General features: G+C 73.5%; 22 protein-coding genes and 1 riboswitch. Of the genes, 6 read left to right on the top strand and 16 right to left on the bottom strand.

The window, feature by feature from the left end:
* The first annotated feature begins 58 nt into the window (after positions 1-58).
* A complete protein-coding gene (locus SGUI_RS15720; RefSeq protein ID WP_083190742.1) occupies positions 59-589 on the top strand; it encodes a GNAT family N-acetyltransferase in 531 nt (176 codons plus the stop codon).
* 10 nt (positions 590-599) lie between these two features.
* Here the strand turns inward: SGUI_RS15720 and SGUI_RS15715 are convergent, their stop codons facing one another.
* The 3 genes from SGUI_RS15715 to purH are packed head-to-tail and all read right to left on the bottom strand — an operon-like array spanning position 600 to position 3,763.
* Positions 600-1,136: a glycine cleavage system transcriptional repressor gene (locus SGUI_RS15715; RefSeq protein WP_066641844.1), complete on the bottom strand. Its 537-nt coding sequence runs from the start codon at positions 1,134-1,136 to the stop codon at positions 600-602.
* Positions 1,137-1,146: 10 nt separating this feature from the next.
* Positions 1,147-2,175 (bottom strand): DMT family transporter, encoded by a 1,029-nt coding sequence (locus tag SGUI_RS15710; RefSeq protein ID WP_066641843.1) that lies wholly within the window; start codon positions 2,173-2,175, stop codon positions 1,147-1,149.
* On the bottom strand, positions 2,165-3,763 hold the full coding sequence (gene purH, locus SGUI_RS15705; RefSeq protein ID WP_066641839.1) for a bifunctional phosphoribosylaminoimidazolecarboxamide formyltransferase/IMP cyclohydrolase: 1,599 nt from the start codon (positions 3,761-3,763) through the stop codon (positions 2,165-2,167). Before purH ends, SGUI_RS15710 begins: the two co-directional genes overlap by 11 nt.
* Positions 3,764-3,811: 48 nt before the next feature.
* Positions 3,812-3,889: riboswitch (ZMP/ZTP riboswitch) on the bottom strand.
* A 49-nt stretch (positions 3,890-3,938) separates the two neighbouring features.
* Here purH and SGUI_RS15700 point away from each other — a divergent pair.
* Entirely contained in the window at positions 3,939-4,556 is a 618-nt protein-coding gene (locus SGUI_RS15700) for a class I SAM-dependent methyltransferase (protein WP_066641838.1), read from the top strand.
* On the opposite strand, the gene purN is transcribed toward SGUI_RS15700, so the two are convergent.
* Positions 4,515-5,111 (bottom strand): phosphoribosylglycinamide formyltransferase, encoded by a 597-nt coding sequence (purN, locus tag SGUI_RS15695; protein ID WP_066641834.1) that lies wholly within the window; start codon positions 5,109-5,111, stop codon positions 4,515-4,517. The two genes, SGUI_RS15700 and purN, sit on opposite strands and share 42 nt — an antisense overlap.
* Positions 5,112-5,332: 221 nt before the next feature.
* On the opposite strand from purN, the gene SGUI_RS15690 reads away from it, so the two are divergent.
* On the top strand, positions 5,333-7,333 hold the full coding sequence (locus tag SGUI_RS15690) for an HNH endonuclease signature motif containing protein (RefSeq protein ID WP_066641831.1): 2,001 nt from the start codon (positions 5,333-5,335) through the stop codon (positions 7,331-7,333).
* Here SGUI_RS15690 and SGUI_RS15685 read toward each other — a convergent pair whose 3' ends face one another.
* The 4 genes from SGUI_RS15685 to pcrA form a co-directional block, all read right to left on the bottom strand.
* Positions 7,334-8,629 (bottom strand): cell division protein PerM, encoded by a 1,296-nt coding sequence (locus SGUI_RS15685; protein ID WP_157621878.1) that lies wholly within the window; start codon positions 8,627-8,629, stop codon positions 7,334-7,336. It lies immediately after the preceding gene.
* Positions 8,630-8,801: 172 nt separating this feature from the next.
* On the bottom strand, positions 8,802-9,692 hold the full coding sequence (gene sucD, locus SGUI_RS15680; RefSeq protein ID WP_066641828.1) for a succinate--CoA ligase subunit alpha: 891 nt from the start codon (positions 9,690-9,692) through the stop codon (positions 8,802-8,804).
* Between the two features lie 42 nt (positions 9,693-9,734).
* The gene (gene sucC, locus SGUI_RS15675) at positions 9,735-10,916 is read right to left on the bottom strand and encodes an ADP-forming succinate--CoA ligase subunit beta (RefSeq protein ID WP_066641825.1); all 1,182 of its coding nucleotides are present in this window, start codon (positions 10,914-10,916) and stop codon (positions 9,735-9,737) included.
* Positions 10,917-11,049: 133 nt separating this feature from the next.
* Positions 11,050-13,584 (bottom strand): DNA helicase PcrA, encoded by a 2,535-nt coding sequence (gene pcrA / locus SGUI_RS15670; RefSeq protein ID WP_066641823.1) that lies wholly within the window; start codon positions 13,582-13,584, stop codon positions 11,050-11,052.
* Between the two features lie 73 nt (positions 13,585-13,657).
* On the opposite strand from pcrA, the gene SGUI_RS15665 reads away from it, so the two are divergent.
* Genes SGUI_RS15665 through SGUI_RS15655 form a run of 3 tightly spaced genes read left to right on the top strand, consistent with a single transcriptional unit; the run spans position 13,658 to position 15,554 of the window.
* On the top strand, positions 13,658-14,050 hold the full coding sequence (locus SGUI_RS15665) for a hypothetical protein (protein ID WP_083190741.1): 393 nt from the start codon (positions 13,658-13,660) through the stop codon (positions 14,048-14,050).
* Positions 14,047-14,481, top strand: a complete 435-nt coding sequence (locus SGUI_RS15660; RefSeq protein WP_066641822.1) for a hypothetical protein — start codon at positions 14,047-14,049, stop codon at positions 14,479-14,481. The genes SGUI_RS15665 and SGUI_RS15660 overlap by 4 nt, the downstream gene beginning before the upstream one ends.
* Positions 14,478-15,554 (top strand): lysylphosphatidylglycerol synthase transmembrane domain-containing protein, encoded by a 1,077-nt coding sequence (locus tag SGUI_RS15655; RefSeq protein ID WP_066641821.1) that lies wholly within the window; start codon positions 14,478-14,480, stop codon positions 15,552-15,554. Before SGUI_RS15660 ends, SGUI_RS15655 begins: the two co-directional genes overlap by 4 nt.
* Here the strand turns inward: SGUI_RS15655 and SGUI_RS15650 are convergent.
* The 8 genes from SGUI_RS15650 to guaB are packed head-to-tail and all read right to left on the bottom strand — an operon-like array spanning position 15,527 to position 24,474.
* Positions 15,527-16,324, bottom strand: a complete 798-nt coding sequence (locus SGUI_RS15650) for a type 1 glutamine amidotransferase (protein WP_237141386.1) — start codon at positions 16,322-16,324, stop codon at positions 15,527-15,529. The two genes, SGUI_RS15655 and SGUI_RS15650, sit on opposite strands and share 28 nt — an antisense overlap.
* A complete protein-coding gene (locus tag SGUI_RS15645; protein WP_066641816.1) occupies positions 16,321-17,643 on the bottom strand; it encodes a Mur ligase family protein in 1,323 nt (440 codons plus the stop codon). The genes SGUI_RS15650 and SGUI_RS15645 overlap by 4 nt, the downstream gene beginning before the upstream one ends.
* Positions 17,634-19,253: a glutamine-hydrolyzing GMP synthase gene (gene guaA, locus SGUI_RS15640; RefSeq protein WP_066641806.1), complete on the bottom strand. Its 1,620-nt coding sequence runs from the start codon at positions 19,251-19,253 to the stop codon at positions 17,634-17,636. The genes SGUI_RS15645 and guaA overlap by 10 nt, the downstream gene beginning before the upstream one ends.
* Positions 19,250-19,585, bottom strand: a complete 336-nt coding sequence (locus SGUI_RS15635; protein ID WP_066641798.1) for a DUF3817 domain-containing protein — start codon at positions 19,583-19,585, stop codon at positions 19,250-19,252. Before SGUI_RS15635 ends, guaA begins: the two co-directional genes overlap by 4 nt.
* Entirely contained in the window at positions 19,582-20,379 is a 798-nt protein-coding gene (locus tag SGUI_RS15630; RefSeq protein ID WP_066641796.1) for an SURF1 family protein, read from the bottom strand. Before SGUI_RS15630 ends, SGUI_RS15635 begins: the two co-directional genes overlap by 4 nt.
* 30 nt (positions 20,380-20,409) lie before the next feature.
* Entirely contained in the window at positions 20,410-21,729 is a 1,320-nt protein-coding gene (locus SGUI_RS15625; RefSeq protein ID WP_418314004.1) for a YncE family protein, read from the bottom strand.
* A gap of 46 nt (positions 21,730-21,775) precedes the next feature.
* Complete coding sequence (locus tag SGUI_RS15620) at positions 21,776-22,897, bottom strand: GuaB3 family IMP dehydrogenase-related protein (protein ID WP_066641794.1); 1,122 nt, start codon at positions 22,895-22,897, stop codon at positions 21,776-21,778.
* A gap of 59 nt (positions 22,898-22,956) precedes the next feature.
* A complete protein-coding gene (guaB, locus tag SGUI_RS15615) occupies positions 22,957-24,474 on the bottom strand; it encodes an IMP dehydrogenase (protein WP_066641793.1) in 1,518 nt (505 codons plus the stop codon).
* Positions 24,475-24,516 lie beyond the last annotated feature (42 nt).

The raw sequence follows: 24,516 nt of genomic DNA, 5'->3' as shown, positions 1-24,516 counted from the left end.
GCGGCCGGGGCGGTCCGGCCGACGGACACGCCCCCTCGCCGGTTGCTAGCGTCCACCCGTGCCTCTCTCCGACGAACGGCCTGTGCCGGCCGTGCTGCTGCGTCCGCTGCGGCCGGACGACCTCGCCGTCCATGCCTCCGGGTGCGACGATCTGGTCGACCGCTGGGTCAACGGTGGTCGCACCAGCACGACGGAGGAGCACCTGGCCTGGCTCGAGCGGATGGCAGACGCGTGGCGCGCGCGGGCGGACGTGGTCGACCTGGCCGTCGAGGACGCCGCGACGGGAGAGCACGTCGGCGTCGTGGGCATCCAGCGAGGCCTGTCCTACCTCCGGCCCGGCGAGGTCAATCTGACCTACACGTTGTATGCCGGGCGCCGAGGGTGCGGCCACGCCACCGCGGCCACGCGTGCGGCGATGCGGCTGGCGGCGGCCCAGGCACCGGTCACGCGGTTCCTCATCCGGTGCGCCCCGGCCAACCACGCCTCGGCCGCCGTCGCGCGCCGCCTGGGCTTCCGTCATGTCGGAATCGTGGCCGAGCCCGACGGCTGGAGCGGCGACCGCTACGTCTGCGACGTCGAGAACGGCTGACCCGGGTCGGTCACTCCCAGCCGGCGTCGTCCTCCGGCTCGAAGCTGAGGTCGACCATCAGCTCCTGGGCGATCCGCTCCAGCGCCCCGCGCAGGGCCGGCAGGTCCGCGTCGTCGGGCACCCGGAGCCGGGCGCGGGCGGCGAAGAGGTCTCCCCCGGCCTGCGGCGTCGGCACCACCTTGGTCTGCAGGTCCTCCACCGACACCTGCTGCTCGGTCAGGGCGGCGGTGATCTCCTGGATGATCCCCGGCCGGTCGTTGCCGATGAGGTCGAGGTGCAGCACCTCGCCCTCGCCGCTGCGCTCCGGCTGCGGTCGCGCGGTGTGCACCGTCGTGTCCAGCACGCCGGTGAGCCCGCCGAGCGCCTCGGCGAGGCCCGAAGCGCGGTCCTCGGGCACGTCGACCGTCACGATGCCGGCGAACTTGCCGGCCAGCTCGGCCAGCTGGCTGCGCTCCCAGCTCCCGGAGTGCTGGGCGATGACGTCGGCCAGCGCGCTGACCAGGCCCGGGCGGTCGTCGCCGACGACGGTGATCACGAGAGTCGCCATGCGGCCAACCCTACCGGTGGCCCGCCACCGGTCCGCCGCGCGGCGCGGCGGGGACGCGCTCCCGGGCGAGCGCCGACCAGAGCGAGGCCAGTACTGCCAGCAGCACCCCGAGCAGGACCTGTGGGCTGAGCACCGTCGCGCCGGCGGGGCTGAGCGCGTCGAGCAGGATACCCACGACGAGCTGCGTCGTCACCGCCACGAGGACGAAGACGAGGACGGGCAGGTGCTGCACGGCGAAGGCCGCCGCCGCGATGTAGCCGATCCCGATGACGCCCCCGATCCAGGCCCACCACGGCAGATCCGGACCGGCGGCCCGCAAGGGCACCCCCTGCGTCAGCGCGAGCGCCCCGCCGACGAGCAGCAGCGTCAGCGTCCCGGTGAGGAAGTTGACCCACGCGGTCGCCAGCGGAGCACCCCCGACGACCGTGACGACCCCGTTGAAGGCCTGCTGCACGGAGGTGAGGGCACCGATGAGCACGACGCCGAGCAGCGGCAGCACCACGGCGGAGCCATCCGCGGCACCGCCCGTCCCGTCCCCCGCCCGCGGGGCGGCCGCCGCCACCGCCACGCCCAGCACGGCCAGCCCGGCCGCCAGGACCCGGCCGGGCCGCAGCCGCCGGGCCGGCCGGGGCCCGAGCCCGGCCCGGTCCACGAGGAGGGCACTGACCGACTGGCCCCCGACGATCGCGACGAGGAAGGCGGTCACCCCGACGAGCGGCACGGCATACGTCTGCCCGGCGACGAGCAGGCCGCCGGCGGTGCCGCCGAGGACCTGCCACCACCGCAACCGGCGGGAGCGGACGGCGACCCACACCGCGGCGGCGCGGCGACGCAGGCTCGGCACGACGAGCATCAGGGTCAGCACCACCAGCCCGCTGCCGAAGGAGATCGTCGCGGCGGGGATCCCGCCGAGGTGCTCCGCGAGCGTCCCGTTGACCCGCGACTGCAGCGCGAGCACGGCTCCGCAGGACGCGGCGGCCACGAGGGCGAGGGCCACCCGGTCCCGCGGCTCCGCCGGGGCGGGACCGTCAGTGGGCAAAGTGTCGGGTGCCGGTGAAGTACATCGTCACCCCCGCCTGCTCGGCGGCCGCGACGACCTCCTCGTCGCGGATGGAGCCGCCCGGGGCCACCACGGCGCGTACCCCGGCGTCGAGCAGCACCTGCAGCCCGTCCGCGAAGGGGAAGAAGGCGTCCGACGCCGCGACCGAGCCGGCGGCCCGGTCCCCGGCGCGGCTCACCGCGAGATGGCAGGAGTCCACCCGGTTGACCTGGCCCATCCCGACCCCGACGGAGGCCCCGTCGTCGGCCAGCAGGATCGCGTTGGAGCGGGTCGCGCGCACCGCCCGCCAGGCGAACTGGAGGTCGCCCAGCGTGGCCTCGTCGGCAGCCTGCCCGGCGACGAGGCGCCAGCGGGCGGCGTCGTCACCGCCGTCCTCGACCTCGGCGTCGACGGCGTCCACCGCCTGCACCAGGAGCCCGCCGGAGATGGCGCGGGTCTCCACACCGCCCGGCGTGGGCGAGGGGACCTCGAGCAGCCGCAGGTTCTTCTTGGCCGAGAGCACCTCGAGCGCGGCCGGGTCGAAGGCGGGCGCCACGACCACCTCGGTGAAGACCTCGGCGACCTGGCGCGCCATGGCCTCGGTCACCGGGGCGTTGGTCGCGATGATCCCGCCGAAGGCCGACACCGGGTCGCAGGCGTGCGCCTTGGCATACGCCTGCGCGATGTCCTCGCCCACGGCGATGCCGCAGGGGTTGGCGTGCTTGATGATCGCGACCGTGGGCCGGTCCCCGTGTTCGTGCGCCGCGCGGCGGGCCGCGTCGGCGTCGACGTAGTTGTTGAAGGACATCTCCTTGCCGCCCAGCTGCTCCGCCTGGGCCAGCCCCGGCGCGTCCGCCTGCCCGTCGGTGTAGAGCGCCGCGCGCTGGTGCGGGTTCTCGCCGTAGCGCAGCACGCTCGCCCGGTCCCAGGTCGCGCCCATCCAGGCCGGGAAGCCGGTGCCCTCGCCGGTGTCGGTGAGGACCGAGCCCATCCACGAGGCGACCGCGACGTCATACGTCGCGGTGTGCACGAAGGCCTGCGCGGCGAGCTCCCGGCGCTGGGAGAGGGTGAAGCCGCCGGAGGAGAGCGCGTCCAGCACCTGCGGGTATGCCGGCGGGCTGGTCACGACGGCGACGCTGCGGTGGTTCTTGGCGGCGGCGCGGACCATCGAGGGCCCGCCGATGTCGATCTGCTCGACGCACTCGGCCGGAGCGGCACCGGAGGCGACCGTGTCGGCGAAGGGGTAGAGGTTGCAGACGACGAGGTCGAAGCCCTCCACCCCGAGCTCGGCGAGCTGGTCGACGTGCTCGGGGTTGGTGGTGTCCGCCAGCAGCCCGGCGTGCACCCGCGGGTGGAGGGTCTTGACCCGCCCGTCCAGGCACTCGGGGAAGCCGGTGAGCTCCTCGACCCGGGTCACCGGCAGCCCGAGACCCTCGATCCGCGCGGCCGAGCCGCCGGTCGAGACGAGGGTGACGCCGTGCTCGTGCAGGGCGGTGACGAGCTCGTCCAGCCCGGTCTTGTCGTAGACCGAGACCAGGGCCCGGCGGACCGGGCGGCGCTCGTCGGCGGCGGTGGTGGACGACGTCATGGATCGCTCCTCGGGGTTCGACGGATCTGCCTGCCGTCGGTCGACGGCTGCGGGCACCCAGGCGGGCGATGCCCACGATCGTCACTCCCCGGTGGTTCCCCACCCGCGCCAGTCGTGTGCGGCCAGTCTAGTCGGGGCCGGGCGGAGGCGGATCCGGCCCCGCTAGGTTCGGAGGATGGACCCCGCCCACGCCCACGCCCGTCACTGGGACCGTCTGGCCCCGCGCTACGACGAGCTGTCGGCCGGGGTGGAGCGGCGCTTCCTCGCGGCGAGCCGCCCCTGGGTGGCCGCGCGGGCGAGCGGGCGGGTGCTGGAGGTCGGCGTCGGCACCGGCGCAAACCTGCCGCACTATCCCGCCGGGGTAGATCTGACCTGCCTCGAGCGCAGCGGGCCGATGCTGGAGCAGGCTCGTCGTCGGGCCCGCGAGGAGGGCCTGCGGGCCACCTTCGTGCACGGCGACGCCGGTGCGACGGGCTTCCCCGACGCCGCCTTCGACTCGGTCGTCTCGACCTTCACCCTGTGCTGCGTCCCGGACCTGGGTGCCGCGCTGCGCGAGATGGTCCGGATCCTGCGCCCGGGCGGCTCGCTCCTGCTCGCCGACCACGTCGCCTCGGACCGGTGGTGGGTGCGGGCACCCCAGGCCATGGTCGACGCGGTCACCGTGCCGCTCGCCGGGGAGCACTTCGGTCGCCGACCGCTCGCCCACCTGGCCGGGGCCGGCCTGGAGGTGCTCGAGTCCGAGCGGACGACGCTAGGCGTCATCGAGCGGGTGCACGCGCGCCAGCCCGGGTAGGGCCGCCACCAGCATCTCCCGCTCGGCGACCTTGATCCGCTCGTGCAGGGTCTCCTCTGTGTCGTCGGTGCGGACCTCGACCGCGCGCTGGGCGAGGATCGGACCGGTGTCCACGCCGGCGTCGACGAGGTGCAGCGTGGCCCCGCTGACCCGCACGCCGTGGTCGAGGGCGTCGCGCACCGCGTGGGCGCCGGGAAAGCTGGGCAGCAGCGCCGGGTGGGTGTTGACGACCCGCTGGGTGGCGAGCACCTGCGCCCCCAGGATCTTCATGAACCCGGCGCTGAGCACGAGGTCGGGCCGGTGCTCGGCGAGGCGGTCGGCGAGGGCGGCGTCCCAGGCGGCGCGGTCGGGGTGGTCACCGAGGCGTTCGACGAAAGTGGGTATGCCCCGGGCCCGGGCCCGCTCCAGCCCGGCAATGCCCTCACGGTCGGCGCCCACGGCGACCACGCGGACGGCATACCCCGGGTCGTCGCAGGCGTCGAGGACGGCCTGCAGCAGGGTCCCCGACCCGGAGACGAGGACGACGACGCGTGCCGGGGGGTGGGAGGTGCTCACCGGATCAGCCTAGGGGTGTCGTCTCTGGTGGGCGGGATTCCGGTTCGGCTGCTGCAGATGGTGGGTGGGCAGGACGGGTGTTCGTGACACGTCGAGTCAGTGAAGAGGTCAGGCATCAGGCACGTGAGGGACATGCCGCCGACTCAGTGCTTGACATTCGTACAGGTGTTCGACTAGGCTCGTGCGAAAGGAGCAGGTGCTTCATCTGAGGGGGTGAGGGCATGGCGGTCACGGCGATCGAGCCGCAGGGGTGCGCGGAGGATGCTGCGCTGGAGGCCCTGGGTGTGGTGGCGGCGACCCGGGCGGGGCTGGACGCGCGGCTGGTGGAGGCGGCCCGTCTCGTCGTGGCGGTGACCGGGGCGGCGGTGCTGGCGCAGAAGGGGTTCACGTCGGTGGAGGAGCTGAGCCAGGGGCAGCGCACGAAGTGGCGGGCGGAGACCAAGCGGGCCGCCTGCGCCGAGGTGCAGGCCCGCCTGGGCATGGGCGTCACCGAGGCACGCCAGCTCGTGGGACTGGCCTGCGCGCCGGACGGGGTGCGCACCTTGGTGCTCGGCGCGCTGGACCGGGCGGAGGTGACCTGGGAGATGGTGCGGTCCTTCTGGCGGCGCTGCGGGTCCCTCGAGGCCGACAAGGCGCTCCTGGTCGCCGAGGGCCTGTTCGGGACCGACCCTGCCGTGGTCGTCACCGAGCGCCTGACGCCCGAGGGTGACCTGCGTGAGCGCCCCTGGCACCAGGCCGACTACACCACGGCGCTGGCGCGGGAGGCCGCCCGGGCCGAGGGTGAGGACGCGCAGGCCGAGCGGGAACGCCGGCGCAAGGCCTACCGGGCCCGCCGGGCCACGATCACCGTGCACGACGACGGCACCGCGACCCTGGAGGCCACCGGGCCCGCGATCTGCATCATCGCCGCGCACAGCCGGATCGAGCGGGCCGCGCGGCTGCTGCGCAAGCAGGGCGACCCGCGCACCCTGGACCAGCTGCGCTGCGACGTGCTCATGGCCCTGCTCGTCCACGGACAGCTCCCCGTCCCGCAGGACAGGCCCTTAGGGAGTGACCCGGGCCCGGCCGCGCCCGGCGGGAACGAGGCGAGCCCAGACGGGCCTGGCGGGCCTGGCGGGCAGGTCGAAAGTGACCCCGGATCGAACCAGTCCCCCGGGGACGGCGTGGCAGGCCCGCCCGAGGGGTGGGCCGACCTGCTGACCCCCGACCTGCAGGGCATCGCGCGGGTCGTCAGCGGCATGCCGACCATCGAGCTCCAGGTCATCGTCCCCTGGGACACGCTCACCGGCCGACCCGCCTGCCCCAGCTGCAACGCAACGGCCCACGCCGATCCCGACCAGGGGGAGAACTCTGCCTTCGCGGACCCCAGCGGGCGAGGACGTGGCGTGGGGTTGGTGCTCGGGCGGCACCCGACGTTCCTGTCCCCCGGGCACCTGCGCGAGCTGGCCCTGGCCCCGGGCACCACCCTGGCCCGGCTGCTGACCGACCCCGCCGACGGGCGGCTCGTCGAACGCTCGATCACCGCCTACCGCCCCGACGCCGCCATGCGTCGACAGGTCCTGGCCGCCGACGTCTACTCCCGGGCCCCCGGCACCCGCCAACCCGGCGCCGTGTGCGAGCTCGACCACGTCACCCCCTGGGCACCGGACGGGCCCGGCGGCCCGACGGCCGAGACCAACCTCGTCGCCCTCGCCAAGTCACCCCACCAGCTCAAGACCCTCGGCCGCGCCCTCGCCCGGATCAACGACCTGCGCGACCTCACCTGGACCACACTGCTCGGCCAGACCGAGACCACCCGGGTCCACGACTACCGCCAGTACAGCGCAGCACCCGACCTGGCTGAGGCGCTCGACCATGCCGTGCCGCTGGACCCTGCCCGCACCCACGAGCACCCAGCGCTGCGCCAGGACCTGGACGCCAGACGCGACCTGCTCAACCGCGCCTTCTACGCCGCGATCGCGCACCGCGGCCCCGGAGCCTTCCTCACCGACGCCGACGACCACCCCGGCACCGGCGAGCACGGCGGCCCCCTGTCCGGCTGGATGTGGGTCACCCGCACCCACTCCGGTCGCCGCCGCGACGGCGCCGACCCCCACACCCCGACCCCGGAAACCGTCCTCGGCCTGGCGACCACCGACGAACCCGAACCGGACCCCGGCGACACAGACGAGCCCGGCACCACCGGCTGGCGCACCCCGTCCGGAGAGCCCCCACCCTTCTGATCAGAGGCGGCGACGGCTCAGGTGGAGCACGGTGAGCACGAGCAGCCCGCCGGCGACCAGCTCGGCGAGCAGCAGCCCCGAGGTGCGCCACGGCTCGACGCCGACGGTGCCGAGCAGGCCCGGGGTGAGTCCCCCGGTGGCCAGCCAGGACAGCACCAGCACGACGAGCGCGACCGCGACGCAGGAGGCGAGCATGATCTGCGTCTTGGTCCACCACGTCGCCAGCCGTGGGGCCGAGCCCGCGGCCCGGTAGCCCAGCCATCCCCCGGCGACGAGCGGCACGAGGGCCATCGCCCAGATGCCGGGCGGCATCGACCCCGGCTCGGGCAGCGCGCCCAGGACCGGGAGCAGGGGCAGGTCGCCCGCGGTCGCCTCGCCCCAGCCGACGTGGGCCGTGCCGACGGTGACGCCAGACCCGGTGGTCCAGCCCAAGGCCCAGACCATGAGGTTGGGCAGCGCGAGCAGCTGCCCCACGGTGAGCACCACGGTGCCGACCAGCCCGGCGTCGAGGGAGCCGTAGAGCGTGAGGATCCGCTCGCCGCGCAGCAGCAGCAGGCCCAGCACCAGCAGGAAGGAGACGGCGACCAGCCCGACGAGGACCTCCACGACCGGCGGCAGCGCGCGGCGCACCAGGACCGGGGTCCGCGCCTCGAGGAAGGCGAGCCCGGCGTCGACGACGGGGTGCTCCTCGCGGCGGTGCTCCCCCCACCAGACGAGGCCCAGGGCGACGAGCGGCACCAGGACGACTCCCGGCACGAGGGTGGCCAGCCGCACGGGTGCCAGCCCGAAGCTGGCGGTGTGCGCGAGGAGCAGCCCGGCCACGACGTAGCCGAGGACGAAGGCGGTGCCGTCGGAGCCGCCGAGCGCGCTCCACGCCGTGCGCCAGCCCCCGATCCGCGGCACCCGGGTCGTGAGGTGGTGACGGCTGAGGACGACCTGGCGGGCGGCATACCAGCACAGGGCGAGGAAGAGCGCGGTGAGCAGCAGCGGGGCGAGCACGACCTCGGCGGCCGGGGTCCTCACGGCGGCGCGGTGCGCGAGCGCCCAGACATCGACACCGACGCCCACGGTCTGCCAGAAGCTGGCGGTGCTGCGCTGCTCGACGACCCACGCCAGGACCGTCGGGAGCACGACCACGAGCACCCCCAGCAGGACGCAGACGACGCCCGCGACACCCGCCCCGAGGAGCTCGCCGAGGCGCCGGATCGTCAGCGTCGGCCCGCGCCCGGGGATCTCCTCCCCGGACACGGCACCCGCCGGTCGCCTGCCGGCCCTGGCCCGCTCCACCACAGTCATCGCCACCATGGTCACGGACGCGGGCCACCGCACCCGGGAGGCGCGCCGGTGATCCCTCCGCCCCCAGGACGACCGAACACCCCTCCCGTCCGGCGGTTGCCGGACCGAAGGGGTGTTCGGTCGCGAGGAGGTCCGGTGCGAGCCGGACCGAAGGGGTGTTCGGTCGCGTGCGTCAGCCGAGGCCGGCGATGATCTCCTTCATGAGCTCGGCAGTCTCCGACGGGGTCTTGCCGACCCGGACGCCGGCGGCCTCAAGGGCCTCCTTCTTCGCCTCGGCGGTGCCGCTGGAGCCGGAGACGATCGCGCCGGCGTGACCCATCGTCTTGCCCTCGGGCGCGGTGAAGCCGGCGACGTAGCCGACGACCGGCTTGGTGACGTTGTCCTTGATGTAGTCCGCGGCTCGCTCCTCGGCGTCGCCGCCGATCTCGCCGATCATGACGATGGCGTCGGTCTCCGGGTCGTCCTGAAAGGCCTGCAGGCAGTCGATGTGCGTCGTGCCGATGATCGGGTCACCGCCGATGCCGACCGCCGTGGTGAAGCCGATGTCCTTGAGCTCGTACATCATCTGGTAGGTCAGCGTCCCCGACTTGGAGACCAGGCCGATCCGGCCGGGGCCGGTGATGTCGGCCGGGATGATGCCGGCGTTGGACTGCTCCGGGCTGATGAGCCCCGGGCAGTTCGGGCCGATGATGCGGGTGCCGCCCTGCGCCTGGGCATACGCGAAGAACTCCGCGGTGTCCTGCACCGGCACGCCCTCGGTGATGACGACGGCCAGCGGCATCCCCGCGTCCACCGCCTCGACCACGGCCGCCTTGGTGAAGGCCGGGGGCACGAAGAGGACGGAGACGTTCGCCCCGGTCTCCTCCATCGCCTCGGAGACCGAGCCGTAGACCGGCACCTGCACGCCGTCCTCGAAGTCGACGGTCGTGCCCGCCTTGCGCGGGTTGACCCCGCCCACGACCTGGGTGCCCGAGCGCAGCATGCGTTGGGTGTGCTTCATGCCCTCCGAGCCGGTCATGCCCTGCACGATGACCCGGGAGTCCTTGTTGAGAAAGATCGCCATGGTGGTCTCTTCTTCTTCCTTTACGTCTGTCGTCGTCAGGGGTCAGCCGGCGGCCAGCTCGGCGGCCTTGCGTGCGGCGCCGTCCATCGTGGCCTCGATGGTCACCAGCGGGTGGGCGGCCTCGGCAAGGATGGCGCGGCCCTCCTCGACGTTGTTGCCGTCGAGCCGGACCACGAGCGGCTTGGTCGCCTCGTCGCCGAGGATCTTCAGGGCCGCGACGATGCCGTTGGCCACCGCGTCGCAGGCGGTGATGCCACCGAAGACGTTGACGAAGACGGACTTCACCTGGTCGTCGCCGAGGATGACGTCGAGGCCGTTGCTCATGACCTCGGCCGAGGCGCCGCCACCGATGTCGAGGAAGTTGGCCGGCTTGGCCTTGCCCCCGGTGTGGTCCTCACCGGCGTACGCGACGACGTCGAGGGTGGACATGACCAGCCCCGCACCGTTACCGATGATCCCGACGTTGCCGTCGAGCTTGACGTAGTTGAGGCCCAGCCCCTTGGCCTTGGCCTCGAGCGGGTCGGCCGAGGCGGCGTCCTCCAGCGCGGCGTGGTCCTCGTGCCGGAAGTCGGCGTTGCCGTCCAGCGTCACCTTGCCGTCGAGCGCGAGGATCGTGCCGTCCTCGGTCTTGACCAGCGGGTTGACCTCGACCAGCGTCGCGTCCTCGTTCTTGTAGACGTCCCAGAGCCGGATGAGCACCGGCGCGAGGGCGTCGACGTCACCGGCCTCGAAGCCGGCCTCCTCGGCGATCCGGCGCGCCGCGGCGTCGTCGATGCCGGTGTTGGCGTCGACCGGGACGCGCGCGAGGGCCTCCGGGCGCTCCTCGGCGAGGGTCTCGATGTCCATCCCGCCCTCCTTGCTGCACATGGCGAGCAGGGAGCGGTTGGTGCGGTCGAGCAGCAGGGAGAAGTAGTACTCCTCGGCGATCTTGGCCCCCTGGGCGATCATCACCGCGCCGACGGTGTGGCCCTTGATGTCCATGCCGAGGATCTGCTCGGCCGCCGCGACCGCCTCGTCCGCGCTCTTGGCGAGCTTGACGCCGCCGGCCTTGCCGCGGCCCCCGACCTTGACCTGGGCCTTGACGACCACGACGCCGCCGCTGTCGGCGCCGACGCGCTCGGCCGCGGGGCCGGCGTCGGAGGCCTCGGTCACGACCTCGGCGGCGAGCACGGGCACGCCGTGCTTCTCGAACATGTCACGCGCCTGGTACTCGAACAGATCCACAGTTGCGGTTCCCGTCTGTCGATGGTGGTTCCGGTATGCCGGTGCTCACCGCACGACCGCACGCTCCTGGGCGCCGTCGGCGGCACTGCGTCGCACACTATCGCAGCGCGATCACGGGGCTCCGACCACCGGCTCAGAGCTTGACGAGGGGGGCGACGCGCAGCAGCAGCCGCTTGAGGCCGGCCTCGCCGAAGTCGACGTGGGCCATCGTGTGCTGGCCGGTGCCCTCGACGAGCACCACCGTGCCCATGCCGAAGCTGTCGTGCGAGACCTTGTCCCCGGCGGTCAGGCCGGCGAGCTCGGCCTCCTGCTCCTCGCTGCGCGCCCGCTTCGGCGCGCTCCCCCGCGGGTCGAGCCGCACCGCAGCCGGCCGACCGCCACCGGACCAGCCGGACCCGCCGCGCGAGCCACCGGCATACCCCCCGGACCAGCCGATCCCCTCGGCCGCCGAGCGACGCCCGGTCATGCTCATCCGGTCGGCGTCGGTGCGCTCCCAGGTCACGAGCTCGTCGGGGATCTCGTCGAGGAAGCGGGACGCGGGGAACCACTGCGGCGTGCCGAAGGCCGCGCGGCTGCCGGCCCGGGACAGGTGCAGCTGCTCGCGCGCCCGGGTGATCCCGACGTAGGCCAGCCGCCGCTCCTCCTCCAGCTCGTCGGGGTCGTCCAGGCTCCGCTGGTGCGGGAAGGTGCCGTCCTCCATCCCGGTGAGGAAGACGACGGGAAACTCCAGCCCCTTGGCCGTGTGCAGCGTCATGAGAGTGACGACGCCCTGGTCGGGCGCGTCGGTGCCCGGCTCGCCCTCCCCCTCGGGGATCTCGTCGGCGTCGGCGACCAGCGAGACCTGCTCCAGGAAGTCCACGAGCCCACCCTCGGGGTAGTTGTCGTCGAACTCGCGGGCGACGGTGACCAGCTCGGTGAGGTTCTCGACCCGGGTCTCGTCCTGCGGGTCGTGGCTGGCGCGCAGCTCGGCGAGGTAGCCGGTGCGGTCCAGGATCGCCTCCAGCAGCGAGCCGATCCCCGAGCCCTCCTCGCCCGCGAGGTCGCCGAGCTCCTCCAGCAGCGCGGTGAAGCCGCCGATCGCGGCCACCGAGCGGGAGGCGATGCCCGGCGCGTCCCCGGCCCGGCCGAGCGCGGCGACGAAGGGTATGCGCTCGCGCTCGGCGAGCATCGTCACCGCCGCCACCGCCCGGTCCCCGATCCCGCGCTTGGGGGTATTGAGGATGCGCCGCAGGTTGACGTCGTCGGCCGGGTTGGCGATGACCCGCAGGTAGGCGAGCGCGTCCTTGATCTCCCGCCGCTCGTAGAACCGGGTGCCGCCGACCACCTTGTAGGGCAGGCCGGTCCGGACCAGGACCTCCTCGAGCGCGCGGGACTGCGCGTTGGTGCGGTAGAACACGGCGACGTCGCCCGGCCGGACCCCCCGCTCGTCGGCGAGCTCGTCGATCCGGCGGGCGACGAAGGAGGCCTCGTCGTGCTCGGAGTCGGCGACGTAGCCGACGATCCGCTGCCCCTCCCCCGCGTCGGTCCACAGCCGCTTCTCCCGCCGCTTCGGGTTGCGCGCGATGACCGCGTTGGCGGCGGTGAGGATCGTCGAGGTGGAGCGGTAGTTCTGCTCCAGCAGGATCGTCCGGGCCTGCGGGTAGTCCTCCTCGAACTCGACGATGTTGCGGATCGTCGCGCCGCGGAAGGCGTAGATCGACTGGTCGGCGTCGCCGACGACGCACAGCTCCGCGGGCGGCAGCGCCCGGCTCCCGCCGTCGACGATGTCGCCCTCGAAACCCACCAGCTCCCGCACCAGGGAGTACTGCGCGTGGTTGGTGTCCTGGTACTCGTCGACCATGACGTGCCGGAACCGGCGCCGGTAGTGCTCCCGGACCGCCGGGAAGGCGCGCAGCAGGTGCACGGTGGTGGAGATGATGTCGTCGAAGTCCAGCGCGTTGGCCGCCCGCAGCCGACGCTGGTACATCGTGTAGGCCTCGGCCACCTTGACCTCGTAGCTGTTGCTGCCGACGGTGGCCGCGAAGGCCTCCTCGTCGACCAGCTCGTTCTTGGCGTTGGACACCTTCGCCAGGAAGGCCCGCGCCGGGTAACGCTTCGGGTCGAGGTCCAGGTCGCGGATGACCAGCCCCATGAGCCGCTGGCTGTCGGCGGCGTCGTAGATGGAGAACGAGCTCTTCAGCCCCGCCGTCGTGGCCTCGCGGCGCAGGATCCGGACGCAGGCGGAGTGGAAGGTGGAGACCCACATGGCCTTCGCCCGCGGCCCCACGAGGGCCTCGACCCGCTCCCGCATCTCCGCGGCGGCCTTGTTGGTGAAGGTGATCGCGAGGATCTGGCCGGGGTGCACGTGCCGCTCGGCCAGCAGGTAGGCGATCCGGTGCGTGAGCACCCGGGTCTTGCCCGACCCCGCGCCGGCCACGATGAGCAGCGGGCTCCCGTGGTGCGTGACCGCCTCCCGCTGCGGCTCGTTGAGGCCCGCGAGCAGCTCGGCGACCGAGGGGCCCTGCGCAGCACCCGGCCCCCTCGCGCCGGCGACGGCCCAGGCCGGGACGCCGCGCTCGTCCACCCCGCCACGTCCGTCGTCGCCCGGGTCGGCGTGGCCGCTCGCGGCACGCGCGCTCATGGACGGCACGGGTGCGTCGAAGGGAAGGTGGTCGAACAAGCCGCTCATCACCTCCCATCCTAGGCAGCCCGGGCGACATGCCCGGTCCGGTCCTCCACAGCCCGCGGCCTACGCTGGTGGGGTGACTCCCAGCTCGGGCTACCTCGACCCGCCGACCCTGGTGCTGCTCCTCGGCGGGCTGGGCATCGCGGTCGTCACCCTCGTCGCGGGCCTCAACGGGCGGCCGCCCGGCCGGGTCACGCTGGGGCTCACCTGGCTGCTGCAGGCCGGCGTCGTCGCCTACTGCGCGACCTACGCGGGCCGCCAGCTCGCGGGCGCCGCCCCGGTCGGCCCGTCCTGGGAGCTCTGGGCCTACCTCGTGACGATCCTGCTGCTGCCGGCGCTGGCCCTCGTCTGGGCCGGTCAGGAGCCGACCCGGTGGAGCACCTTCGTGCTGGCCGTCGCGGCCTTCGTCGTCGCGGTCATGGGTGCCCGCACCGCGCAGATCTGGTACGGCATCGGGATGGTCCCGTGAGGCGGCCCACGGCGGACGCCGGCGACCGGCGGCACGGCCCCGGCCGGGTGATCCTGGCCCTCTACCTCGTCTTCGTCATCGGCACCGTCTCCCGCTCCGCGGCGCAGATCTCCACCCGCTTCGACCAGGCGCCCCTGGCCTACACCCTCTCGGCGGTCGCCGCGCTGGTGTATGTCGTCGCGCTCGTCTCGCTGTCGCTGCGCGGCCGTGCCGCGTGGTGGGTCAGCCTGGTCGCCCTCTCCGTCGAGCTCCTCGGCGTCCTGGCGGTCGGGACCTGGAGCTACCTCGCGCCGCAGATGTTCCCGGACCAGACGGTCTGGAGCCACTACGGCCAGGGCTACCTCTTCATCCCCCTGGTGCTGCCCGTCGCCGGCCTGTGGTGGCTGCTCTCCGATCGCGGGGCGCGCGCCGTGTCGGAGGGGACGGCGTGAGCGATGCGCAGGGCACTCCTGCGCTACGCCGCCTGACCTGGCGCGACGGGGCCAGCTCGGTCCTCGGCCTCGTCGTCGCAGCCCTGCTCATCGCCTACGGGCTGCCGTTCTTCCTGGAGACGTCGTGGTCCGAGATCGGCGCCCAGCTGGCCCGGGTCCGGCCCGGGACGGCGCTCGTCATGGCGCTGCTGCTGCTGGCCGGGCTGTTCAGCTACACCTGGGTGCTCATCGGCTCGCTGCCCGGCCTGGGCAACCTGCAGGCGCTACGGGCCAACGCCGTGTCCGCCACGGCCGCCAACCTGCTGCCGCTGGGCGGTGCCGCCGGGATCGCGCTCATGGGCACGATGTTCCGCTCCTGGGGCTTCGCGCTGCGGGCGATCTCGACGAGCATCCTCGTGACCGGGCTGTGGAACGTCCTGGCCCGGATCGCCCTCCCGGTGGTCGGGGCGCTGGTCCTCGTGGCCGGCCCGGTGCAGGCCCCCGAGGTCGTGGTCCGGGGGGCCTGGGTGGCCGGCGTGCTCGGGGCCGCGATCGTCCTCGTCGCGGGCGTCGTGGTCCTCTCGGACCGGGCGGCCGCGGGTCTCGCCGTGGCGCTGCGCCGGGTGCTCGCCCTCTTCGGCGCCTCCACCGTGCGCGGTCAGGCACCGGACCGGCTGCTCACCGACCAGCGGCGCCGGGTCACCCACGTGGTCCGCACCGGCGGGGTCTCGATGACGCTGGGCATGGCGGGGCAGTTCGTCCTGCTCTTCGGGCTCTACTGGTTCGCCGCCCGCGTCGTGGGCCTGGACCTCCCGCTCGCCGAGCTGGTCTGCGCCTACACCTTCCGGCAGCTGCTCACCGTCGTCGCGATCACCCCGGGAGGCCTCGGGATCACCGAGGTCGGCACGGCCGGGATGCTCGTGCTGCTGGGCGGGGACCCGGGAGCGGCGTCCGCGACGGCCCTGCTGTATGCCATCTACGCCCACGTGGTCGTCGTCCCCTTCGGCCTCGGGGCGCTCGCGGCCTGGTGGTTCGGCCCGGGGCGGTCCCTGGTCCGGGGGACGGCTCAGGAGCCGAGCAACCTGCGCACCTGAGCCTCGTGCGCCCGGGTGGCGACGGTGTCGTCGATCTCCCCGGGGACCCAGTCACCGGTGGCGCGCCGGGCCGCGATCTCGAGCAGCCCGTCGGCGAGCGCCGGGTTGGCCGGCAGGATCGGGCCGTGCAGGTAGGAGGCGACGACGTTGCCGACGCGGGCCCCCTCGTACCCGTCCGAGCCGTTGTTGCCCTGCCCGTGCCGCACCCGGCCGAAGGGCTGCTGCCCCTCCCCCAGGACCGTGGACCCTGAGTGGTTCTCGTAGCCCACGACCGAGCCGAAGTCGGTGTCCAGCACCACCGGGCCGATCATCCGGGTGGCGTTGCCGCGGGTGGTGACGTCGAGGATCCCCAGCCCCGGGAGGCGTTGGCCCTCCACGGTGATGAAGGCCTCGCCGAAGAGCTGGTACATGCCGCAGATCATGAGCATCGGCAGCCCGTCCGCGGCGAGCTCGCGCAGCCGGTCGGCGTGCCGCTCGAGGTCCTCGGTGACCCGGGCCTGGCCGCTGTCCTGCCCGCCCCCGCCGAGCAGCAGGTCGGCCCGCTCCGGCCACGGCGCGCCCGGGTGGTGGTCGTGGACGACCGGTCGGTAGCCGTGCCAGCGCAGCCGGGCCGCCAGGCACCGCGTGTTGCCGAGGTCGCCGTAGATGCTCATCTCGCGCGGGTAGAGGTGGACGAGGTGGACCTCGCCCTTGTCCGCCGGCAACTGCGCCAGCGCCGCGACGTCGTCGGGCAGGGCCAGGGCCACCTCACCGTGGGTCGGCTCGTTCATGCCTCCGGGTCCTCTCCGAAGCGGGCCAGCCCGAAGCGCTCGGCCAGCCGGCGCCGCAGGTGCATCATCGCCGTGTAGGTGCAGAAGATGCGCATCGGCTCCCCGGCGGCCTCGCGCAGGAAGCGGTCCAGCGCCGCGTCCAGGTCCGGCTCGACGTCGCCGACCTCGACGCCGTCGTAGCGCAGCCGCAGCGCCATGTCCCAGCCCCGCACGCCCGAGGTCAGCGCCACCCCCCGGTCGCGCAGCGACTCGAAGGAGACGTCGTAGAGCCAGGAGACGTCGCGGCCGTCGGCGTAGTTGTCGTTGATCGCGATCATCGTGGCGACCGGTTCGGCGCCGTAGGTGCCCAGGGCGACCGTGAAGCCCGCCGGGTTCTTCACGAGCACCAGCTCCAGCGGGGTCCCGCCGACGTCGACGACCTCGCCCCGGCCGAAGGGCGGGGAGACCCGCTCCAGCGCCGCGGCGGCCGCCTCGACGCGGAAGTCCTCGCCCAGCAGGTGCCGGGCCATGGCGGTGGCCGCCGTCGCGTTGATCATCGCGGCGAGCCCGCGCTGGCGCAGGCTCACCGGGCCGAGGTCCTCGCCACCGGGGCACAGGACGGTGAGCCCCCGCCCGTCGTCCGCCGGGAGGAGCAGCGCGGCGCCCGCCAGCTCCTGCTCGTCGAGGACCACGCCCGCCTCGTCCTCGGGGCGCACGTCGGCCTCCTGCAGCTCGGGCAGACGGTCGGCGATGCTGGGGTCGACCCCGAACCAGCCGACGCGGACGTCCTGCCGCACGTGGCCGCGGATGCGGGAGATGAAGGGGTCGTCGACGTTGAGCACCACGCCCTCGGTGGTCTGCTCCGCGAGCGTGGTGAGCAGCCGGGCGGTGTGGTCGATCTCGGCGAACCGGTCCAGCTGGTCGCGCGCGACGTTGAGCAGCAGGGAGTGCGTCGGGGGCACCTGGGCGCTGAAGTGCAGCGCGTGCGCCTCGTCCAGCTCGACCACGGCCACGTCCGCGTCGAGCCGGCCGCGCAGGCCGACCTCGCCGAGCATCGAGGAGATGACGCCGCGGGTGAAGTTGGAGCCGGTGGGGTTGGTGAAGACCCGCAGCCCGTGGGCGCGCAGCAGCGCGACGAGCATCTTCGTGGTCGTCGTCTTGCCGTTGGTGCCGCTGACGACGACCACGCCACGGGGCAGCGAGCCGAGGGTATGCCGCAGGACGGCCGGGTCGATCCGCTCGGTCACCAGCCCGGGCAGCGCGGAGCCACCGCCCCGGAGCCGGAAGACGGCACGGGCCCCCTTGCCGGCCGCGAGGGCCAGGGTGGTCCTCACTCCCATTCGATGGTCCCCGGGGGCTTGCTGGTCACGTCGAGGGTGACCCGGTTGACCTCCTCGACCTCGTTGGTGATCCGCGAGGAGATGCGGGCCAGCACGTCGTAGGGCAGGCGGGTCCAGTCCGCCGTCATGGCGTCCTCGGAGGAGACCGGGCGCAGGACGACGGGGTGGCCGTAGGTGCGTCCGTCGCCCTGGACGCCGACCGAGCGCACGTCGGCGAGGAGCACGACCGGGCACTGCCAGATCTCCCGGTCCAGACCGGCCGCGGTGAGCTCCTCCCGCGCGATGGCGTCGGCCCGGCGCAGGATCTCCAGCCGGTCGGCGGTGACCTCGCCGATGATCCGGATCCCCAGGCCCGGCCCGGGGAAGGGCTGGCGCCAGACGATGCCCTCGGGGACGCCGATCTCCAGGCCGACCTGGCGCACCTCGTCCTTGAAGAGGGTGCGCAGCGGCTCGACGAGCTGGAACTGCAGGTCCTCGGGGAGCCCGCCGACGTTGTGGTGGCTCTTGATGTTGGCCGCGCCGCTGCCGCCGCCGGACTCCACGACGTCGGGGTAGAGCGTGCCCTGGACCAGCCAGCGGACCGGGTGGTCGTCGGCACCGCCCTGTGCCTCGCCCTGCTCCTGCCCCCCCGGCTCGTGCGCGCGCACGACGTCGCGCGCGGCCTGCTCGAAGACCCGGATGAACTCCCGGCCGATGATCTTGCGCTTCTCCTCCGGGTCGGCGACGCCGGCCAGCGCGGAGAGGAACCGCTCGCGGGCGTCGACGACGACGAGGTCGACGCCGGTCGCCTCGACGAAGTCGGTCTCGACCTGCTCGGCCTCGCCCTCGCGCAGCAGGCCGTGGTCGACGAAGACGCAGGTGAGCTGGTCCCCGACGGCGCGCTGCACCAGCGCCGCGGCCACCGAGGAGTCCACGCCACCGGAGAGGCCGCAGATGACCCGGTCCTGCCCGATCTGGGCCCGGGCCTGCTCGATGAGTCCCTCGGCGACGTTCTCGCTGGTCCACGACGGGGTGATCCCGGCGCCCTTGGTGAGGAAGTTGACCAGCACCTCCTGGCCGTGCGCGGAGTGCAGCACCTCCGGGTGCCACTGCACGCCGTAGAGGCGGCGCTCGTCGTCCTCGAAGGCGGCGACCGGGGCCCCGGGGGTGCGCGCGGAGACGGCGCACCCGTCCGGCGCCTCGGTGACGGCGTCGCCGTGCGACATCCACACCACCTGCTGCTCCGGCTGCCCGGTGAAGAGCGTGCTCGGCGGCCCGCTCACCGTGACGTCGGTCTGGCCGTACTCGCGGCTGCCCGTCCGCTCCACCGTGCCGCCGAGGGCGCGCACCATGGCCTGGAAGCCGTAGCAGATGCCGAGCACCGGCACCCCCGCCGTGACCACGCCCTCCTCGAGCCCCGGGGCGCCGTCGGCATACACCGAGGCGGGTCCACCGGAGAGGATGATCGCGAGCGGGTCCTTGGCGAGCATCTGCTCGGCCGGCATGGTGTGCGGCACGATCTCGCTGTAGCAGTCCGCCTCGCGGACCCGGCGGGCGATGAGCTGGGCGTACTGCGCGCCGAAGTCGACGACCAGCACCGGACGCACGTCGAGCGAGGGGGCCGAGGTCACGGCGTCACCCTACCGGCGGCGGCCTGCATCTCCTCGATCCGGGCCGTGGCGTCCGCGGCGACGCGGTGCTCGACCCAGAACGACAGGAAGGGCACGCAGCCGGCGAGCATGACCCCCACCATCCTGCCGAGACCCCAGCGCAGCTGGAAGCCGAGCAGGGCGGTGGCCACGAGGTAGACCATGTAGAACCAGCCGTGCGGCGAGGGCCACCAGTCGAGGGCATGGTTGTCGAAGCCGTAGCGCAGGATCATGTGGGCGACGAGCAGCAGCAGCCCGACCCCGACCACGAAGGCCATGATCCGGAAGAAGAGCAGCTTGGCGCGGGGGGTCATCGTCGGGTCTCCTCGGAGGGTGCTGATGGACGTGTCGTCGGGGGCGGCAGGGTCGGGGGCGGCCCGTCCGCCGCCTCCCGGCGGGCCGCGTCGTGCAGGAAGCGGAAGTACATGTAGATCGCGAAGCCGGCGAAGACGAACCACTGGAGCCCGTAGCCGACGTTGCGCCACACCACGCCGTTCTCCCCGAAGACCGGGGGCGGCACCCGCTGCACCGAGCCGTCGGTGAGCGTGGGCTCCTCGTCGACGAGGAAGATGAAGGCGTCGTAGATGGGCGCGTCCCAGTCGTTGGCCAGGTCGGCGGTGTCGATGGAGCCGCGCTGGCCCTCGGGCAGGCCGGTCGGGCCGGGTGACTCCGAGGGTGCCAGCGTCCCGGTGAGCGTCACCGCGCCGGCGCCGGGGGTGCCGGCGTCCTGCGGCGAGGTGACGAAACCGCGCACGACCGGCAGGAGCGCCGGCCCGCTCCCGGTCTCGGTGCGGACAGGGGTCACCACCCAGGAGCCGCTGCGGCCGTCCAGCAGGCGGTCCGGGACGAGGAACTGCAGCGTGGCGTCGTAGCTGCCCTCCACCTCCACCGACCGTCCGGCACCGTCCGCGGGGAAGGTCGACCGGGGGGAGACGACCTCGCCGATCGGCACCGTGGGGCGGCTCTCCTGCTCCTGCGCGAACTCCCGCGAGGCGGAGTTCGAGCTCACCCCGAGCTGCCACATCCCCAGCTCGTAGAAGGAGACCACCACGACCACGAGCAGCGCCAGCAGGGCCAGCCAGGCGGGCTTGAGCGCGGTCCGGATCACGGGATCCAGGGTAGGCGCTCAGCCTGGGCGTCAGAGCAGGGTGCTCTGGTCGTCGAAGACGTAGATCGAGCCGCCGTAGCAGGCCACCCAGACGGTGTTGGTGACCGGGTCGTAGTCGATGCCGATGGGGTTGGCGTCGACCGGGGCAGAGTCGATGACCTCCATGTCGGAGGTGCGCACCTTGGAGATGCTCGCCTCGTTGTAGTTGACGACGTAGAGGGCGCTCTCGTCCGGGCTGAGCGTGACGCTGCGCGGCTCCGCACCGGGGTCGACCTGGTCCACGATCTCGTCGGTGGCGGTGTCGATCTTGTAGATCGCGTTGCCGCCGCTCGTCGTGAGGTAGAGGGTGGCGCCCTCGTCCGCGAGGTTGAGGTGCCGCGGCCGCGACGCGGTCTCCATGACGACCTCGGCGCTGCCGGAGGCGAGGTCGACCTTGTAGAGCTGGTCGGCATACATCGCGACGACGTAGGCGGTGGTGTTGTCCGGCATGACCACCACGCCGCGCGGAGCGGCCGCCAGCTCCACCACCCCGGTCTCCTCGCCGCTCTCGGTGTCGACGACCGACAGGGTCGCGTCGCACCAGTTGCTCACGAGCAGGGTCTTCTGGTCCGGGGTGAGGGTGAGGTACTTCGGGACGGCGCCCACCTCGAAGACCTGGTCCCAGGCCATCTCCTCCGCGTCGAAGCGGTAGACGAAGGAGGCCCCGACCCCGCTGTCGGGGGTGCAGGCGTCGAAGCCCTCGACGCCGAAGTTCTGCCCGTACATCGTGTACTGCGAGACGTAGGCGTAGCGCCCGTCGTCGGTCCAGGCCGCCTCGACCGGCGCTCCCTGCGAGAGGCCGGGGTGGCCCTCGATGCCGTAGTCGGCGAGGTCGACCTCGTCCTGCAGCACCTCGACCTGCTCCCGGGTGGTGCTGTCGAAGACGGTGGAGGTGTGGCTGTACATCATGTTGTTGGCGATCATCAGCCCGTGCCCCGAGGCCATGACCGACTTCGGGGTGAGCCCGCCGGTGAGGTAGTCCACCTGCTCCAGCGCCGTGGTGTCGCTGGCGTGCTCCCCCGCCACCGGCTCGCGCTGCCAGATCTCGGTCTCCCCGGCGGCGGTCTCCTCGGAGGACGCGTCCGGCTCCTCCGACTCCTGCGCCTCCGTGTCCTCGTCGTCGCTCTCGTCCGCGGGCGCCTGGGCCTCGGCGGGACCGGACGTGCCCTGCGCACCGGCCTCGTCGGCGGGCGCCGTGCCGCCGCCGAGGACCTGGCTCAGGCCCCAGCCCACGGCGAGCACGAGCACGAGGAGGACGCCGAGGACGACCCGACGCCGGCGGACGTGCTCGGGCGCGTGGCTGACGCTCACCTCCGGCATCCCGCTGCCTCGCCTCCTGCCGTCCGACCCGGTCGGCTCACCGCTCGCCATAGGGCGCCACCACCACGTCCACTCGCTGGAACTCCTTGAGATCGGTATAGCCCGTCGTCGCCATCGCGCGGCGCAGGGCCCCGGTGAGGTTGGTCGTGCCGTCCGCGGTGCGCGCCGGGCCGACGAGCACCTCCTCGAGGGTCCCCACCGTGCCGACGTGCACCTTCACGCCCCGCGGCAGCTCGGGGTGGTGCGCCTCGTTGCCCCAGTGGTAGCCGGCGCCCGGGGCCTCCTGGGCCCGCGCGAGCGCCGCCCCGAGCATCACGGCGTCCGCGCCGCAGGCCACCGCCTTGACGATCTCCCCTGACACGCTGGTGCCGCCGTCGGAGATGACGTGCACGTAGCGTCCCCCGGACTCGTCGAGGTAGTCGCGCCGGGCGGCCGCGACGTCGGCGATCGCGGTGGCCGACGGCGTGTGGATCCCCAGGGCGGTGCGGGTGCGGTGGGTGGACCCGCCGCCGAAGCCGACGAGCACGCCCGCCGCCCCGGTGCGCATGAGGTGCAGCGCGGCGGTGTAGGTGCCGGCGCCGCCGACGACCACGGGGACGTCGAGCTCGTAGATGAAGCGCTTGAGGTTGAGCGGCTCGGCCTGGCTCGAGACGTGCTCGGCCGAGACCGTGGTGCCGCGGATGACGAACAGGTCGACGCCGGCGTCCACGACCGACCTCCAGAACTGCTGGGTCCGCTGCGGCGACAGGGACCCGGCCACGGTCACCCCGGCGTCCCGGATCTCCCGCAGCCGCTCGGTGATGAGCTCGGGCCGGATCGGCGCGGCATACAGCTCACGCATCCGGGCGGTCGCCTGCTCCCCCTCGAGCCGCGCGATCTCGGCGAGGGCGTCGCTCGGGTCCTCGTGGCGCGTCCACAGACCCTCCAGGTCGAGCACCCCCAGGCCGCCCAGCCTGCCGATCGCGACCGCCGTCGCCGGGGAGACCACGGAGTCCATCGGGGCGGCGAGGATCGGGAGCTCGAAGTGGTAGGCGTCGATCTGCCAGGTGATCGAGACGTCCTCGGGGTCGCGGGTGCGGCGCGAGGGGACGACCGCGACGTCGTCGAAGGAGTAGGCCCGACGGCCCCGTTTTCCGCGTCCGATCTCGATCTCGCTCACCGGGTCAGGCTACCGTCCGGCCCGGCCCCGACCGTCCTGCGCCACGCGCCCCGGGCGGGTCAGCCGTAGTTGGGCGCCTGGGCCGTCATCTCGATGTCGTGCGGGTGCGACTCCTGCAGGCTGGCCTGGGTGATGCGGACGAACCGGCCCTTGGCCTGCAGCTCGGGGACGGTGCGCGCACCGACGTAGAACATGGCCTGCCGCAGGCCGCCGGCCATCTGGTGCACCACCGCGCTGGCGGCCCCGCGGTAGGCGACCTTGCCCTCGACGCCCTCGGGCACGAGCTGGTCGTCGCTGGCGACCTCCGCCTGGAAGTAGCGGTCCTTGGAGAAGGACTTCTTGCCGCGCGAGCTCATCGCCCCGAGCGAGCCCATCCCGCGGTAGCTCTTGAACTGCTTGCCGTTGACGAAGATGAGCTCCCCCGGGCTCTCCTCGCAGCCCGCGAGCATGGACCCCATCATGACCGCCTCGGCCCCGGCCACGAGCGCCTTGGCGATGTCGCCGGAGTACTTCATGCCGCCGTCGGCGATGACCGGGACGCCGGACTCCCGGCATACCTGGGCCGCCTCGTGCACCGCGGAGAGCTGGGGCACGCCCACGCCGGTGACCACGCGCGTGGTGCAGATCGCCCCGGGTCCTACCCCGACCTTGACGGCGTCCGCGCCGGCGTCGACGAAGGCCTGGGCGCCCGCGGCGGTCGCGATGTTGCCGCCGATGACCTGGACGTGCCGGGTCGCGGGGTCGCTCTTGAGCCGGCTCACCATGTCCAGGAGCATCCGCACGTGCCCGTGGGCCGTGTCGGCCACGAGCACGTCGGCGCCCGCCTCGACCAGGGTGGTCGCCCGCTCCCACGCGTCCCCGAAGTAGCCGATCGCGGCCCCCACGAGGAGCCGCCCGTCCCCGTCCTTGGAGGCCCGGGGGTACTGCTCGCTCTTGACGAAGTCCTTGACCGTGATGAGGCCGGACAGGCGCCCCTGCTCGTCGACCAGCGGCAGCCGCTCCCGCTTGTGCGCCCGCAGGATCGCGGTGGCCTCCCCGCGGGAGACGTCGGCCGGGGCGGTGACCAGCGGCATGGGCGTCATGACGTCGCGCACGAGCGTCCGGTCCCACTCCGCGACGGGGGTGAAGCGCAGGTCCCGGTTGGTGCAGATGCCGAGCAGGTGCCCGCCGTCGTCGACCACGGGCAGCCCGGAGACGCGGTACTGCCCGCAGAGCTGGTCCAGCTCCTCCAGCGTGGCGTCCGGGCCGATGGTGACCGGGTTGGTGATCCGCCCGGTCTGGGTCCGCTTGACCAGGTCGACCTGCAGCGCCTGGTCCTCCACCGAGAGGTTGCGGTGCAGGATGCCGATGCCGCCCTGGCGCGCCATGGCGATGGCCATCCGCGCCTCGGTGACGGTGTCCATCGCGGCGGACACCAGCGGCACGCGCAGCGAGATGTCCCGCGTGAGCCGGCTCCGGGTGTCGATCTGGTCCGGCGACATGTCCGTCTCCCCCGGGAGCAGCAGCACGTCGTCGTAGGTGAGACCGACCCGGGCGAAGGCGTCGGAGGAGGGGCCGCGGAGGTCACCGGAGGTCATACCCCGAGTCTACGGACGACCGGGCGGACGCGCGGACCGCCC

It is taken from the genome of Serinicoccus hydrothermalis (assembly GCF_001685415.1).
GTDB lineage: Bacteria > Actinomycetota > Actinomycetes > Actinomycetales > Dermatophilaceae > Ornithinicoccus > Ornithinicoccus hydrothermalis.
Note: the sequence above shows the minus strand (reverse complement) of the source record. Positions and strands in the feature narration are given on the sequence as shown.

Coding starts and splice junctions, on each gene's coding strand:
- SGUI_RS15715 (WP_066641844.1), bottom strand. CDS start 1,136: ATGGCGACTCTCGTGATCACCGTCGTCGGCGACGACCGCCCGGGCCTG.
- purH (WP_066641839.1), bottom strand. CDS start 3,763: ATGACGTCGTCCACCACCGCCGCCGACGAGCGCCGCCCGGTCCGCCGG.
- SGUI_RS15700 (WP_066641838.1), top strand. CDS start 3,939: ATGGACCCCGCCCACGCCCACGCCCGTCACTGGGACCGTCTGGCCCCG.
- SGUI_RS15690 (WP_066641831.1), top strand. CDS start 5,333: ATGGCGGTCACGGCGATCGAGCCGCAGGGGTGCGCGGAGGATGCTGCG.
- SGUI_RS15685 (WP_157621878.1), bottom strand. CDS start 8,629: ATGACTGTGGTGGAGCGGGCCAGGGCCGGCAGGCGACCGGCGGGTGCC.
- sucD (WP_066641828.1), bottom strand. CDS start 9,692: ATGGCGATCTTTCTCAACAAGGACTCCCGGGTCATCGTGCAGGGCATG.
- pcrA (WP_066641823.1), bottom strand. CDS start 13,584: ATGAGCGGCTTGTTCGACCACCTTCCCTTCGACGCACCCGTGCCGTCC.
- SGUI_RS15650 (WP_237141386.1), bottom strand. CDS start 16,324: ATGAACGAGCCGACCCACGGTGAGGTGGCCCTGGCCCTGCCCGACGAC.
- SGUI_RS15645 (WP_066641816.1), bottom strand. CDS start 17,643: ATGGGAGTGAGGACCACCCTGGCCCTCGCGGCCGGCAAGGGGGCCCGT.
- SGUI_RS15635 (WP_066641798.1), bottom strand. CDS start 19,585: ATGACCCCCCGCGCCAAGCTGCTCTTCTTCCGGATCATGGCCTTCGTG.
- guaB (WP_066641793.1), bottom strand. CDS start 24,474: ATGACCTCCGGTGACCTCCGCGGCCCCTCCTCCGACGCCTTCGCCCGG.